The organism is Massilia eburnea (assembly GCF_050709955.1).
GTDB lineage: Bacteria > Pseudomonadota > Gammaproteobacteria > Burkholderiales > Burkholderiaceae_D > Rugamonas > Rugamonas eburnea_A.
Window position 1 is genome coordinate 42499 of the sequence record NZ_JBNZFX010000025.1, and the last position, 13617, is coordinate 56115.

Consider the following 13617-nt stretch of genomic DNA (forward strand, 5'->3'; position numbering starts at 1 on the left):
TGACCTCCGAAGGCCAGTCTAAGGCAGCAGCGAACGCTTGAATGTTCGCTGCCGAACATAGTTAGCTGTAGTTCAGGCGGGCTGCCTCACGCCGCAATTCGCCCCGGAAGTCCGGATGCGCTATGGAAATCAATGCATCGGCCCGCTGTTTGGCCGATTTGCCGCGCAATTGGGCCACCCCGTACTCGGTCACCACATAATTGATGTCGTTTTTGCTGGTGGTCACATGGGTCCCCGCGCAAAGCGTTGGCACGATGCGCGAGATGCTGCCTTCCCTGGCGGTGGACGGCAGCACGATAAACGACTTGCCGCCGCGCGAACGATTCGCAGCGCGCACGAAGTCAACCTGGCCGCCGGTGCCGGAATAGGGCAGGTGGGCCAGGCTTTCCGAGCCGCATTGCCCGAGCAAGTCGACCTGCAGGCTGGCATTGATCGATACCAGCTTGTCGTTCTGCCCGGCGATATACGGGTCGTTGGTAAAGCTGACCGGATGCATTTCCAACATGGGGTTGTGGTGCATGAAGTCGTACAGCTTGCGCGAACCGAGCGCGAAAGTTGCCACCATGCGCCCCGGCATGAAGGATTTTCGGCGATTCGTCACGGCGCCGCACTCCACCAGCTTGAGGATGCCGTCGCCAATCATTTCGGTATGGATGCCCAGGTCCTGCTTGCTGGTGAGCTGCATCACCACTGCATCGGGGATGCCGCCATAGCCGATCTGCAAGGTCGAGCCATCCTCAATCATCGGCGCAACGTGGGCGGCAATCGCTTCCTGTACCGGGCCGATCTTCGGCAGCCCGACTTCGATCACCGGCTCATTGCTCTCAACCACCGCCGTCACCTGCGAAATATGGATGTGGCATTGGCCATGCGCGAACGGCACGTTGGGATTGGATTCCAGCACGATCACCCTGGCCTTCTTCAATGCCGCCATGGTGTAGTCGGCACCCAGGCTGAGCGAGAAGTTGCCGTGCGCATCCATTTCCGACGCCAGTGCAAACACCACGTCGGCCGGCATCTGTCCATGTTCGATCAAAGATGGGATTTCCGAAAAATAAGCGGGAATGAAATCGGCCCACCCCGCTTGTCCGGCAGGCCGCGAGGCGCCGCCGAAGAATAGCGCGCAATGCCGTACATGATGCGCCGTTTCCGGATCGAAGTACTCGTACTTGCGCATGGCCAGGATTTGCGCCACCTGCACGCCATGGAAATTCCGGCGCTGTGCCGACAGTTCCTGCAACAGGGCAGGCGGCTCGCCTGCGCCGGTCGGAACGATGATCATGTCGCCATCACGCACCAGGCGGATGGCGTCGGCGGCGCTGCAACGCTTGCTGGACATACTCGGTCTCCGAATAGTTTTGTTGGTGTGCGCACAGATTGCATGACACGGCTTACCCTAAGCTGACAGGCATGAAAGCTCTTGCCATCCTGCTTACATTGCCCGCACTGGCGCTGGCGCAGACCAGGGAACCGCCGGCGGGACAGGGCGTCCAGCCCTATGGCGTGGTTGATGCCGGCGTAGTGCTTGAGCGCGGCTGCCAGCAGAACTGTGCGCGCAGCAAGGTTTCTGCGGGTATATCGGAAGGCTCGCGCATCGGCATCACCGGGCGCGAACCGCTGGGCAGCAATGGCAACTCCGCCGTCTTCACCCTGGAAGGCGGTGTCGAGAACGATACCGGCCGCTCGGAAGAAGGGCGCTTGCTGGGGCGCCAGGCCTGGGTCGGGCTCGATGGACCTTGGGGCATGCTGGCGCTCGGGCGCCAGTACAACCTGCAATACGAAACGCTGGCTGAGGTGGCCGACCCCTTCCATGGCGGGCAGGCCGGTACCGCCACCAACCTGATGGGCTTCACCACCAAGCGCTACGACAATGCGGTGAAATACCGCACGCCCTCCGGACACCAGTGGAGCGCCGGCGCCATCTACAGCTTCGGTGAATCGACATTCAGTACCTCGCGCAACCGGGCCTACGGCGCAACGCTGGGCTTTGCCAACGGCATGTTCGATATCCGCATCGCCCACCAGCGCAAGCGCAACCCGATCGAGGCGGTTGGCACCACGCAGCCGGTGGACCTGTCCGCGCGCAACACGCTGGTGGCCGCCAACCTCAACTTTGGCGCCGCCACGCTGTTTGCCGCCTATGGCATCAACCGCGGCCTCGGCAGTTCGCCCTGGGATCCGTCCAATCCTTACGGCGCCTTGGCCCTGACCACGCCATCGCTGTACAGCCACGATATGCTGGCCGGCCTGTCCTATACCAGCGGACGCGCCACCTACATGGTGTCCTTCATCCACAAGGATGACCGCAGCCCGCCCAACCACGATGCCGACCAGGCAGCCGTCGGCATGGTGTATGCCCTGTCCAGACGCAGCGCGCTGCACGCCTCCTTCGCCCACATCCGCAACCGCAACGGCGCAGCCTATGCCGCCGGTACCGCGAGCGAAAGCGGCAAGGGCAACCGCGCCATTACCTTCGGCCTGCGCCACGCTTTCTGATGTGCTACATTCCCAAGCTGGAACTTTCAGCGGGGAACACGTATGTATCTGACTTACTTCAATGGAAACTGGGCGGAAGGCAATGCGCCCCTGTTCGGTGCGATGGACCACAGCGTCTGGCTCGGTTCGTCCGTCTTCGACGGCGCGCGCGCCATGCGCGGCAAGCTGCCGGACTTGCGCCCGCACCTGGAGCGGGTGATCCGCTCCGCGCGCAGCCTGGGCCTGGAATGTCCGCTCAGCGTCGATGAAATGGAAAAACTGGTGAAAGAGGGCGTGGCCCGTTTCCCTGCCGACGCCGAGTTGTACATCCGCCCGCTGGTATTCGCCACCGATGGCTTGCTGATTCCGGTTTCTGAAAAGTCGGCCTTCGCGCTGACCCTGTTCGATGCGCCGGTACCGCCGTTCAGCGGCTTCTCGGCCTGCCTGTCGGCCATGCGCCGCCCCGACGCCGACATGGCGCCGACCGATGCCAAGGCTTCCGCGCTGTACGCCAATTCAACCCGCGTGCTGCGCGAAGCGAAAGAGCGCGGCTATGACAATGCGGTGGTCTGCGATAGCCAGGGCAACGTGGCAGAGTTTGCCACCGCCAACCTGTTCTTCGTGACACCGGAGGGCAAGGTGGTCACGCCGGCCTTGAACGGTACTTTCCTGGCCGGTATTACCCGCGCCCGCGTGATCAAGCTGCTGGCCGAAGCTGGCATTGAAGTCGAGCAGCGCAGTGTCAAGCCGGAAGAGCTGGATCGCGCCAGCGAGATCTTCAATACCGGCAACTTCGGCAAGGTCACGCCTTGCGTACGCTATAACGGCCGCGCTCTGCCGGCCGGTCCTGTCGCTGCCAAGGCCCGCGAGCTGTACTGGGCCTTTATTGAGCGCGGCGAGTAGGGCTCTGTACTTCCGGCCCTGGTTTGCTGGGCGGCGCGGCGGGTGCCGGCGCCGCTACGCTGCCACAGTCGGCGCTGAGCCAGCGGCCGCTGCCTTCCACCACCATGTTTTGCGGCTTGCCCTGGGCTGAACTGTTCACGTTCATGCGCATGCTGTAGGCCGTATTGCCGTTGAAAATCACCTGGCCATTGCCGCTCGAAGGCGGCCGGGTGCAATTGAAGGTCACGTTCAAGCCGCCAGGCACCGGGGTGCGCGTGGTGGTGCACTGGCCCGGCTGGCCGGCCGGCAGGTCTTGCTTCTCGGCCATTTCCTTGGTCAGGCAATAGGTGAGCTTGACGCCACCGTTGTCGCCCAGGCCCAGGTTGACGCCGTGGCGCGCCATCATCTGTTCCATCGACTTGCGCTGTTCCGGCGCCATATTCGCCATCTGTTGCTGGGCCGCCGCCATCATCGCCATCATCTCGGGGCTGGCGGAAGCAATGCGGTTATCCAGTTCCCACAGTCCTGGTTTCAGCGTCTGCGCCATGGCCGGCGCGGCGGCCAGGCAAAGCAGGAAGAAGGATCGGATATTCATGGGGGGCTCCTAAGGTGCGGATAGTCGGCCCGCTGCACCATGCCGCGGGCCGTTCAGGCGAGCTTAGCCTTGTGGCTGGCGCGGCTCGGCCACGTAGATTTCCACGCGCCGGTTACGCGCGCGGCCGGCGGCGTCGTCGTTCGACGCCACTGGTTCCTGCTCGCCGCGGCCTTCGATCACGATACGGGTGGGCGACACGCCGCGGGTCGCCAGGTAGTCGCGGGTATGCGCTGCGCGATCGACCGACAGCGGCTGGTTGATGCTGGTGCTGCCGGTGCTGTCGGTATGGCCGACGATACTCACGGTGGTGGCCGGGTTTTCATTGAGCGTGCTGGCAAAGCGGTCGAGGACGGGGCGGAAGTCCGGCTTGATATCGGAACGGCCGGTATCGAACGAGATATCGCTTGGAATTTCCAGCTTCAGGCGGTTGTCGCCGGTTTGCGAGACTTGCACGCCAGTGCCCTGGGTGGCCTGTTCCATCTGCTGCTTCTGCGCTTCCATGCGCTTGGACCAGACGTTGCCGACCACCGCGCCGACTGCGGCGCCCAGCACGGCGCCACCGGCCGCCCGTTTGCCGCCGCCTGGACCGGTGGCGGCGCCCAGCACAGCGCCGAGGCCGGCGCCGACACCGGCGCCGGTGGCCGTGCCGCGCTGGGTGGCGTTCATATCCGCACAGCCTGTCGTGACGAGCACGGCAATCAGCAGGACAGCAAGGGTTTTATTGGGCATGAGCTTCTCCTTCGTTAAAAAATGCTCGAAAAAAAGCGGGACGGGTCCTGCGCCGCAGTCCCCGCCCCGCTAGTGTACGCCGGCTTGGCCGGCACTATCTAAATGCCGCGCCCGCTGATCAGGCGCAGCAAGATCATGATGACTGCCACGACCAGTAAGATATGGATGAAACCGCCCACAGTGTAGGAGGTCACCAGGCCAAGCAGCCACAAGATAATGAGTACCACAGCGATCGTATAGAGCATGATGTTTTCCTCTCATAGTCCGTAATCTTGGATGCATTATTGCTGCGTCCAACCGCGTCATCTGTACGTTGTCGAACATCAGCGCCGTTGTAAATGTCCTTTGACGACTTTTACATGGTCCCCAGCTTGCCAGTTGGCCGAGCTGCTGTTGATGGTACGCGTTTTGCCGTCCTCCATCCGTACGCGCACCTGGTAGGTGGTGGTCGACTTCATATTGCCTTCCACCTGGTTGCCGACCACGGCGCCGCCCACCGCGCCGGCGACCGTGGCCAGCTTGCGGCCATTGCCGCCGCCGACCTGGTTGCCCAGCAGGCCGCCGACAATGGCGCCGCCTGCCGCGCCCAGGCCGCTGCCCTGGCCGCGCTGGGTCACCGCATGCACCGACTCCACCACGCCGCAGCTATGGCAGGCGGCAGGCGCTGCAGCCATCTGTGCGGGGCGCTGGCGCGCAGGCGCTTCCGCTTCCTGATAGCGCGCGTCCGGCGCATGCGGCTCGGACCGGGCGGCAGCGCCGCCGTAGCTGCCGCCACCGTTGCCGGACGTCTCGGCCAGGCGGTCGACCGGCGCATAGCCTGCCGGCGCCGGTGGCGGCCCCATGTCATGTGCATCCAGCTGCAGCGGTGCCTCGGCAACCGGCGGCCCCATCTTCGCGCCCGATTGCGGCAGCCAGCCCATGACCGCGGCAATGCCGACACCGCAAAACAGCACCACGGCGATGGCGGCGATCAGCAGCATCGGATGGGTGGTATAGCTCATGACCTTGGTTTCTCGTTCCATGCTGAAATCCTTTCCTATTGGATAGTGGCATTGTGGCGGCCGGGCTGGTCAGCTTCCGTGCGTCAGCGTACATACAGTCTTTTTAATTGCCGATACGCTCCGCCTAAACTCCACCAGGCCGACGGCAATGACCCTGAATCTTCATACCGTTCCAAGCAGTGAATCGCCACCACCCCGCATTGGCAACCGCTTGCTGGCAAGCCTGCCGGAAGACGACCTCGAGCATCTCGAGGGCTTGTGCGAAGTGGTGGATATCGAGGCCGGCAACATCTTGTTCGAAGCTGGCCAACCCATCGACTACATTTATTTCCCGCTCGACGCGCTGGTGTCGCTGCTGGCCGTGGCGGAGGGCCGGATGACGCTGGAGGTCGGCTCGGCCGGGCGCGAAGGCATGGTCGGCGCTTCGGTGGCGCTGGGCCAGCGCCTGGCCCAGGTGCGCGCCGTGGTGCAGCGCAGCGGCCATGCGCTGCGGATGGCGGCCGAGGATTTCATCGCCGAATTCGCGGAACTGGAATCGCTGCAGCGCCTGCTGCATCGCTATACCGACAGCCTGCTGGCGCAAGCGATCCAGATTGCCGTGTGCAGCCGTTTCCATGTGCTGGAGGCACGCCTGGCGCGCTCGCTGCTGGTGACCCGCGACCGCCTGCAATCGGACCGCTTCCACATGACCCACGAATTCCTGGCCCATGCGCTGGGCGTGCGCCGCGTCGGCGTGACCAAGGCGGCCAGTACGCTGCAAGGGCAGGGTTTGATCAGTTACAGCCGGGGCAATATCGAAATATTGGACCCGGCTGGTTTGGAGGCGCTGTCCTGCCGTTGCTACCAGCAGGTCCGCATGCCGACTTAGCGGCGTGGTTTGTCGACCTGGTTGCCGATGACGCCGCCGACCACGGCACCGCCCACCGCGCCGGTGGTCGAGCCGCCGGTCAGCACGGAACCGGCGACAGCGCCGACACCGGCGCCAATCGCCGTGTTCTTATCCTGCGCCGACATCGAGGAGCATGCACCCAGGCCCAGCATGGCAGTAGCGATAGCAAGGCGGGCTGCGATCTGTTTGGTATTCATGATGTTTCCTCCGTTTCTTGGATTACAGTGCCTAGCTTAGGCGGAGCGTCGGAAGTGATCTGTTCGCCAATTCACGGTGTAACGGTTTGTTACCTTTGGGTCTTGCCGGGCGGCGGCGCCTTCGGTTTTTCGCGGGCTGCCGCCAGCAGGGCGGCGCACTGGTTGTCGGCTTCACCGCCGGCGCTGATCAGCGGCGCCAGCGCGGCCACCGGGGCTGCAATCGCGCCCAGGGCCAAGGCGCCCCCGGCGCGCATCGCGATCACGCCCTTGTCGATGTCGACATCGGGCTGCTTGAGCGAACCGCGCACGTAGATCGGCGCACGCAGCGAAAAGATGCGCAAGCCCTTGCTTTCCGGTTTCAGCGTCAGGTCGATCTTCTCGCTGGCCAGGTTGACGGCGCCATTGATGCGCACGGTGGCGTCTTCGGTGTCGGCAATGAAGTAACGCGTCTGCGCCAGGCCGTCGCGCACGCCAAAATCGCCGGCCAGGCAATTCAGGTGCACCGGCTTGTCGCCGAACAGCTTGGTCAGCACGATATTGCCGATGTTCAGGCCCATCTGCTCCAGCAGCAGCTTGCTGACGGTGCCGTCGTTGACCAGCGTTTTCAGTTCGCCATTGGAATGGGCCAGCAGGGTTGCCACCGAATTGCCGGTGGCGGTCAGCTTGGCGTTGGCGTTGATCTCGCCGATGGTGGCCTGCTTGAGTTCGGGCAGCTTGGGCAGCAGTTGCCGCAGCTTGATGTGGCGCGCGCTGGCATCGAGCGTGGCGGCCACCGCTTCGCCACTGCTGCCGTCCAGCGTGGCCTTGGCGGCGACCTGGCCGCCGGCAAAGTCGAAGTTGAGCGGCGTCAGGCGCAGCACGCCATCCTTCAGGTGGAATTCCGTTTGCAGCTTGCTGAGCGGCAGCTCATTGGTGCGCACGATGCGCTCGGCGCGGAAACTGACGTCGGCGTCGATGGCGGTCCAGCGCTCGGTCTTGAAGGTTTCCACCGGCAACAGCTTGCCGGCCGGCTGCACTGCCGCCACGCCGCGCTGTTCTTTCTTGGCGTTGGAGTCGGCGCCGATCAGCGGCCCCAGGTCGACAAATTGCAGCAGGCGCGAATGCACCGCGCCGGTCAGCAGTCCGCGCGGCTGGCGTTGCTGGAACGATAGGGTGCCGGCGATATCGCTGTCGCCGACGCGGCCGGTGAATTTCTCATACGTCCATTGGCTGGCGCCTTCGGCCAGGTGGCCGCTCAGGCGTCCGGCCGTGCTGAAGGGCGGGGTTTCCGGCAGCAGCAGTCCGGTCAGCGCATACAGCCGCGCGGCCGAGGCGCCGGTGACCTTCAGCTGCAAGTCGATGGCGGCCAGCTGGGCCGGGTTGGTCAGCGTGCCTTCGGCCGCCACGCTGACCAGGCCGATCCTGGCATCGGCCTGGATCGGGAACGGCAGGCTGGCGTCGCGCAAGGCCAGCACGGCGCCGGTCTTGCCCTTGCCGCTGATGTCCTGCTTATTCCACTTGCCGGCCAGCGTCCATTGCACGCCGTAGCGCGCATCGTTGTCGAGCGTATCGACGTGGGCGGTGGCGGCGATCTTTTGCTGCGCATCGTCGAGCTTGATGGTGCCGCGCGTGAACACCACGCGCTCCAGCTCCATGCGCCAGGCGGAAGGCGGGCGCTGGGGCAGGGTCCAGTTGTTCTTGCCGTCGGCCTGGCGCAGCAGGGCAAGCTGCGGCTGGTCGAAACGCAGTTCAGGGATGGCGATCTTGCGGCCCAGCAGGGCCAGCGGGCTGAGCGAGAATGCCAGTTGCTGCGCGGCGGCGGTATCGCCGGCGGGCAGGCCGGCAGGGTTGCCGACGTGCACATCCTGCGCTACCAGGTGGGGCCAGGGAATATGGTCGCGCCAACTGCGCGCCTGCGCCGGCAGCGGCTGTTGTTGCCAGGTCAGCGACAAATTGCCGCGCAACTCCACCGGCCTCTGCAGTGCCTCGCTGGCGCGCGCACCGAGCCAAGGGCGGGCGCGATTCCAGTCATAGTTCAACAGGATCAGCAGGGCCACCGCCGGAATGGCCAATAGCAAGCCTGCTACAGCGAGGCTTATCTTCGCGCGGCGAGTAATTGTATGTGCCATGGCGACAGACTACACCGGGCAGCCCGGCTTCAATGTGCGGCACCGTACTGAACCCAGCCTGGACAGCTTATATAACTGCCATACCCCAATCGCTTTGAGGAGAACAATAATGGATTCGCCGAATCGCTTACCGCTGTTGACCGCCGCATGCGTGCTGGCGTTGGCTGCTTGCAGCAGCATGAAGACCCCGGCCACGGCCGAAGTCGCATCGTCGCGCACGGCAGTGGAAGCCGCTGCCTCGACCGGCGCACCGGAACTGGCGCCGGCCGAGATGGCGGCAGCGCGCGACAAGATGCTGCGCGCTAACCAGGCGCTGGCCGCCAAGGATTACCGCACCGCCCAGGACCTGGCACAACAGGCCCAGGCCGACGCCAAGCTGGCGCAAAGCAAGGCCAGCAGCGCAAAGGCCACCGAAGCCGCCAATCGGCTGCAAGAAGACATCCGGGTGCTGCGCGAAGAACTCGAGCGCGCCAACAGCACCATGACGCGTTGAGAAAGGAGCCATCATGTTCAAGCCATTCCTTAAACCTGTTGCGCTGGCGGCGGCCCTGGCCCTGGCAGGCTGCAGCACCACCCCGACCACCACCAGCGAACTGGAAACCGCGCGCGCCAATTACGCGCAAGCCCAGGCTAATCCGATGGTCGCCAAGTATGCCGGCGCCGAATTGTCCGCCGCCACCCGCGCGCTGGACCAGGCCAATACTGCCGCAGCGCGCAACGAAAGCCTGCAAACCATCGACAAGCTGGCGTATATCGCCAAGCAGAAGACCGCCAGCGCCGAGGAGATCGCCCGCGCCAAGTCTGCCGAGGACCAGTTGAAGGATGCGGCCTCGCAGCGTGACCAGGTGCGGCTGCAGGCCCGCACGGCGGAGGCCGAGGCGGCCCAGCGCCGCGCCGACCAGGCCCGCATGGCTGCCGAGAACGCACAGAACCAGGCCGCCAGCGCCGAAGCGGCCACGCGCGACGCACAAGCGCGCGCCGCGGCGCTGGCGGCTGCGCTGTCCGAACTCCAGGCCAAGCAGACCGAGCGCGGCATCGTGATCACCTTCGGCGACGTGCTGTTCAACGTCGACCAGGCCGTGCTGACCGCGCAGGGCATGGCCACGGCCCAGCGCCTGGCCGACGTGTTGCGCGACAACCCCGACCGCAGCGTGCTGGTCGAAGGCTTTACCGACAGTACCGGCAGCGATGCCTACAACCTGCAACTGTCGCAGCGGCGCGCCGAAGCCATTCGCAGCGCCCTGGGCCAGATGGGGGTGGAGCGTTCGCGCATCGAAACGCGCGGCTATGGCGAAGCTTACCCAGTGGCCGGCAATGCCACGGCTGGCGAGCGCCAGATGAACCGGCGGGTGGAAATCGTGCTGTCCGAAGCGGGCCGCCCGGTGACCTATCGCCGCTAACAAGGAGTTTCCATGATCGATAAAAATGCGATCCGCGCGGCGGCCCGCAATATGGCCGACGGTCCCGTGACCGAAGGCTATAAGGGCAACCGCGCGCAGGTGCTGCAAATGCTGAACGAAGCGCTGGCCACCGAGCTGGTCTGCATCCACCGCTACAAGCGCCACTACTACATGGTGACCGGCCTGTCGAATGCCTCGATCAAGGCCGAGTTCCTGGAGCATGCGACGCAAGAGCAGGAGCATGCCGACTGGCTGGCCGAGCGCATCGTCCAGCTCAATGGCGAGCCCGATTTCAATCCAGCAACGTTGCTCGACAGGAGCCATGCCGAGTATGATGACTCAAGGGAGGTGCAAGCGATGGTGCGGGCCAACCTGGTGGCAGAACGGGTGGCCATCGAGAGCTATCGCCAGATGATCGAACTGATTGGTGACAGCGACCCGACGACCAAGCAACTCTTGACGCAAATCATGGCGGTGGAGGAAGAACACGCCGACGATATGCGAGACCTATTGGCATAAATCACTTACCAAAGAGGAGTCCTATCATGCTGGAACAGAACATCAGTACCGTCAATAACGATGTAAAAACGCTGGTCAAGGATGCGCAGGCTTTGTTTACTGCCGCTACTGCGCTGACCGGCGAAAAAGCGGACGAATTGCGTGGCCGCGGCATGAAAGCGCTCGATTCCGCGCTGGCCAAGGCCCATGAAGCCCAGGCCAGCGCGATTGCCGGCGCCAAGCAGGCCGCCGCCTCGACCGATGCCTACGTCAAGGAAAACCCATGGCGTTCGATCGCCGTGGCCGCTGGCGTGGGCTTGCTGGTGGGCGTTATCCTCGGCCGCAAATAAGCGATGTCCGCCGAGAACCAGGTACCACCACCGCCCGGCCTGATCGCCTCAGTGGCCGGGCTCGCCAAAAACAGCCTGCACCTTTTACTGTCGCGCCTTGAATTGGCAGCCCTCGAGTTGACCGAGGTGCGCGACACCGTGCTGCAATTGTCCATCGTGTTTGCCGTGGCCCTGCTGGCTGCCTGGTTCGCTATCGCGTTCGGCACGGCGACCCTGATCTACCTGTGCTGGGAAGCGATGGGCTGGAAAATCCTGCTGGTGCTGGCGATCGCCTTTGGCGTGGTGGCGATCGGGCTGGTGCTGTGGGGACGCAGCCTGGTGCGGCAAGGCAAACTAGGCTTGTCGGCGACCATGGCGGAACTCAAGTCCGACCGCGACATGCTGCTTTGAAAGGGAGAACATGGCGTCCAGACAGGAATTACAGGCGCTCGCTGTGGCCAAGGAAAGGCTGGTGCGGGAAGGTGAGTTGTACCGCCTCAGCGCGCTGCGCTCCAAGCATGAAGTGATCAACGCGCTGCAGCCGCAAGCCTTGCTGCATGGCGCAGTGGACCAGGCCATCGGCACGCTGCAGTCGCGCCTTGGGGCCTTCATCGGCCACGGCGGCGGCTTGTCGGGCATCAGCTTCAAGACGGTGCTGCCGTACGCGGTGACGCTCGGTTCTTGGATTGCCCGCAAGCGGATGTGGAAGCCGGCCGCGGCGGCCGGGGTGCTGGCGGCAGTCGGCGCCTGGTGGCTGATGCGCCGCAAGCCCGAGGCTTAAGGCGTCTTGCGCAGGCGCGACATGTACTGCGTCGTAATGCCGAGGTAAGAAGCCAGCGCGCGCTGGGTAATGCGTTGCTCCAGGCCAGGGAACTGGCTGCGGAACGCTTCCAGCCGCGCTTCTGCCGTGTTGTGGCTGCGGATCTGCAGGTTGGCCGCATAACGGCGGATACTGCACTCGATAATCTTCAGGTAATACTCGTGCACGAAGCCATGCTCGGCCTTGTGGCGCTGCATCGCCATCCAGTCGATGCGCCAGGCTTCGACCGCGGTTTCCGCCACAAAGAATTCCAGCGCCGGCTCACCCTGCAGGCCGCCCATCATATCGCTGTGCGAGCCGGTGTTTTCGCCTTCCGTGATGAAGCCCAGCGTCAAGTCTTCGCCGGCCACGGAGATATGGCCGCGCCGTGCCACGCCGCTGGAGATCCAGTAGTAGTGGGTGGCGCGGGTGCCGGCCTCCTGCAGCATGGTGCCCTTGCGCACGTGGACCGGCGTCACGTGCGGGGCGCTCAGCGCGGTATAGCGGTCGTAGAGCTCAAGGCCGATGCCCAACCGTTGAACGGTTGTCGCCCGGTGTTGCTCTCTTTGTAATTGGTATGCATGTGGCATGCCCGCATCATACCTGACCTGGCCAACGGTCAGGCTGACTTTTTATGCGGCAAGCAGTTTGCTTGCTTATTTGCCACTGGTTTCGTAGGTACGCGCCATGTCGCGCGTGGCCAGCCGGATCTGGCGCGCGTTCGCCATGTCCGACTGGGCGATGCTGCGCGCATCCTTGGCGCAGTCGCTGTGCGCGCCAGCCCCTTGCTGCTTGCAGGCTTCCAGGGCTTCACGCAGGGCTGCGTTGATTTCCTTGCGCAGCGTGGCTAGCTGGGCCGCTTCGGTGCGGTCCGGCCTGGTCCAGCGCGGCGGGTCGCCGCGCTGCAGTTCTTGCTGTTGCTGCCGTACTACTTCAGGCGGCGTGACCTGGGCCGCGGCCAGCCCGCTCAGGGCCAGCGCGGCAGCGCCAATCAGCATTTTCATGATGTGCTCCTTCGTTACAGCCTGCCAGTCAGCAGCAGGATGAGCAGAACGACAACAATCAAGCCGGCCACGCCGCTCGGGGCATAGCCCCAGTTGCGGCTATGCGGCCAGGTCGGCAGGGCGCCAATGACAAGCAGCACCAGCACTATCAGCAGAATGGTGGCCATGGCAAGCCCCCCTTAGTAACGATACACCCGGCCATCGACCACGCGCACGCGCGTGCCGACCCGCAGGTCGTAGGCGCTGTCCTGGTTGACGGTACGGTAGTCGCCGTTATCCAGGCGCACGCTGACCTGGTACACGTCGCGCGGCATGTTGCGGCTATCTTCAACACGGTTGCCGATCACGGCGCCGCCGATGGCACCGGCGGCGGTGGCCGCGGTACGGCCGGAACCGGAGCCGATCTGGCTGCCGGCCAGGGCGCCCAGCAAGCCGCCGGCGACCGCGCCGGCGCCGCTGGTGGCCGGGTCGACGCGCACCACGCGGATCGAATCGATCGTGCCGTAAGTAGAGTTATCCGCTTGCGACGAGTAGTCGGTCGCTTGCGGATAAGTGGAGTTGCTGGCGCAGCCAGCCGACAGTGCGGCCAGCGCCACCATCATTGCTGCGAGGGATACAGTCGGTTTCATGATGCCTCCTCCTGTGGGTGGGATTGGGGTCAGGATAGGGACGATGGGCCATGCTCGTCTGTGCGATCCCGCACAATGTTCG

20 protein-coding genes are annotated in these 13617 nt (G+C 64.4%); 9 read left to right on the forward strand and 11 right to left on the reverse strand.

All coding sequences use genetic code 11. The features are described from left to right. Window positions 1-61: 61 nt before the first annotated feature. Complete coding sequence (locus ACQ4MM_RS13635; RefSeq protein ID WP_431477868.1) at window positions 62-1339, reverse strand: acetyl-CoA hydrolase/transferase family protein; 1278 nt, start codon at window positions 1337-1339, stop codon at window positions 62-64. Window positions 1340-1410: 71 nt separating this feature from the next. Here ACQ4MM_RS13635 and ACQ4MM_RS13640 point away from each other — a divergent pair, with 71 nt between their 5' ends. Together ACQ4MM_RS13640 and ACQ4MM_RS13645 are read left to right on the forward strand one after the other, a co-directional pair. Continuing rightward, window positions 1411-2496 (forward strand): porin, encoded by a 1086-nt coding sequence (locus tag ACQ4MM_RS13640; RefSeq protein ID WP_431477869.1) that lies wholly within the window; start codon window positions 1411-1413, stop codon window positions 2494-2496. A 42-nt stretch (window positions 2497-2538) separates the two neighbouring features. After that, window positions 2539-3378, forward strand: coding sequence for a branched-chain amino acid aminotransferase (locus ACQ4MM_RS13645; protein WP_431477870.1), 840 nt, complete (start codon window positions 2539-2541; stop codon window positions 3376-3378). Here the strand turns inward: ACQ4MM_RS13645 and ACQ4MM_RS13650 are convergent. The 4 genes from ACQ4MM_RS13650 to ACQ4MM_RS13665 form a co-directional block, all read right to left on the reverse strand. Then, entirely contained in the window at window positions 3359-3952 is a 594-nt protein-coding gene (locus ACQ4MM_RS13650) for a DUF3617 domain-containing protein (RefSeq protein ID WP_431477871.1), read from the reverse strand. The genes ACQ4MM_RS13645 and ACQ4MM_RS13650 overlap by 20 nt on opposite strands. Before the next feature lie 63 nt (window positions 3953-4015). After that, the gene (locus ACQ4MM_RS13655) at window positions 4016-4681 is read right to left on the reverse strand and encodes an OmpA family protein (RefSeq protein WP_431477872.1); all 666 of its coding nucleotides are present in this window, start codon (window positions 4679-4681) and stop codon (window positions 4016-4018) included. A gap of 98 nt (window positions 4682-4779) precedes the next feature. Next, a complete protein-coding gene (locus tag ACQ4MM_RS13660; RefSeq protein WP_139232699.1) occupies window positions 4780-4926 on the reverse strand; it encodes a lmo0937 family membrane protein in 147 nt (48 codons plus the stop codon). A gap of 78 nt (window positions 4927-5004) precedes the next feature. After that, entirely contained in the window at window positions 5005-5703 is a 699-nt protein-coding gene (locus ACQ4MM_RS13665) for a glycine zipper 2TM domain-containing protein (RefSeq protein WP_431477873.1), read from the reverse strand. Between the two features lie 127 nt (window positions 5704-5830). Between ACQ4MM_RS13665 and ACQ4MM_RS13670 the strand changes: the two genes are divergently transcribed. Beyond that, a complete protein-coding gene (locus ACQ4MM_RS13670) occupies window positions 5831-6550 on the forward strand; it encodes a Crp/Fnr family transcriptional regulator (protein WP_431477874.1) in 720 nt (239 codons plus the stop codon). Here the strand turns inward: ACQ4MM_RS13670 and ACQ4MM_RS13675 are convergent. Both ACQ4MM_RS13675 and ACQ4MM_RS13680 read right to left on the reverse strand, forming a co-directional pair. Then, a complete protein-coding gene (locus tag ACQ4MM_RS13675; protein ID WP_431477875.1) occupies window positions 6547-6768 on the reverse strand; it encodes a glycine zipper 2TM domain-containing protein in 222 nt (73 codons plus the stop codon). The two genes, ACQ4MM_RS13670 and ACQ4MM_RS13675, sit on opposite strands and share 4 nt — an antisense overlap. Window positions 6769-6857: 89 nt before the next feature. Then, window positions 6858-8876, reverse strand: coding sequence for an AsmA family protein (locus ACQ4MM_RS13680; RefSeq protein WP_431477876.1), 2019 nt, complete (start codon window positions 8874-8876; stop codon window positions 6858-6860). Between the two features lie 109 nt (window positions 8877-8985). On the opposite strand from ACQ4MM_RS13680, the gene ACQ4MM_RS13685 reads away from it, so the two are divergent. Genes ACQ4MM_RS13685 through ACQ4MM_RS13710 form a run of 6 tightly spaced genes read left to right on the forward strand, consistent with a single transcriptional unit; the run spans window position 8986 to window position 11884 of the window. Further along, window positions 8986-9369, forward strand: coding sequence for a DUF4398 domain-containing protein (locus ACQ4MM_RS13685; RefSeq protein WP_431477877.1), 384 nt, complete (start codon window positions 8986-8988; stop codon window positions 9367-9369). A gap of 13 nt (window positions 9370-9382) precedes the next feature. Next, window positions 9383-10276, forward strand: coding sequence for an OmpA family protein (locus tag ACQ4MM_RS13690; protein ID WP_431477878.1), 894 nt, complete (start codon window positions 9383-9385; stop codon window positions 10274-10276). 12 nt (window positions 10277-10288) lie between these two features. Next, window positions 10289-10795 carry a ferritin-like domain-containing protein gene (locus tag ACQ4MM_RS13695; RefSeq protein ID WP_055934917.1) on the forward strand — a complete coding sequence of 169 codons (507 nt, stop codon included), beginning with the start codon at window positions 10289-10291 and terminating at the stop codon, window positions 10793-10795. A gap of 26 nt (window positions 10796-10821) precedes the next feature. Further along, window positions 10822-11124: a DUF883 family protein gene (locus ACQ4MM_RS13700; protein WP_057263365.1), complete on the forward strand. Its 303-nt coding sequence runs from the start codon at window positions 10822-10824 to the stop codon at window positions 11122-11124. A 3-nt stretch (window positions 11125-11127) separates the two neighbouring features. After that, window positions 11128-11514, forward strand: coding sequence for a phage holin family protein (locus tag ACQ4MM_RS13705; protein ID WP_431477879.1), 387 nt, complete (start codon window positions 11128-11130; stop codon window positions 11512-11514). Between the two features lie 10 nt (window positions 11515-11524). Further along, the gene (locus ACQ4MM_RS13710) at window positions 11525-11884 is read left to right on the forward strand and encodes a hypothetical protein (RefSeq protein ID WP_431477880.1); all 360 of its coding nucleotides are present in this window, start codon (window positions 11525-11527) and stop codon (window positions 11882-11884) included. On the opposite strand, the gene ACQ4MM_RS13715 is transcribed toward ACQ4MM_RS13710, so the two are convergent. The 4 genes from ACQ4MM_RS13715 to ACQ4MM_RS13730 form a co-directional block, all read right to left on the reverse strand. Continuing rightward, on the reverse strand, window positions 11881-12435 hold the full coding sequence (locus ACQ4MM_RS13715; protein ID WP_431477881.1) for a Crp/Fnr family transcriptional regulator: 555 nt from the start codon (window positions 12433-12435) through the stop codon (window positions 11881-11883). The genes ACQ4MM_RS13710 and ACQ4MM_RS13715 overlap by 4 nt on opposite strands. A 123-nt stretch (window positions 12436-12558) precedes the next feature. Beyond that, window positions 12559-12906, reverse strand: a complete 348-nt coding sequence (locus tag ACQ4MM_RS13720) for a hypothetical protein (RefSeq protein WP_431477882.1) — start codon at window positions 12904-12906, stop codon at window positions 12559-12561. Between the two features lie 14 nt (window positions 12907-12920). Beyond that, a complete protein-coding gene (locus ACQ4MM_RS13725) occupies window positions 12921-13073 on the reverse strand; it encodes a DUF3309 domain-containing protein (protein ID WP_082507486.1) in 153 nt (50 codons plus the stop codon). Between the two features lie 12 nt (window positions 13074-13085). Then, window positions 13086-13535: a glycine zipper 2TM domain-containing protein gene (locus ACQ4MM_RS13730; protein ID WP_431477883.1), complete on the reverse strand. Its 450-nt coding sequence runs from the start codon at window positions 13533-13535 to the stop codon at window positions 13086-13088. Window positions 13536-13617: the final 82 nt, after the last annotated feature.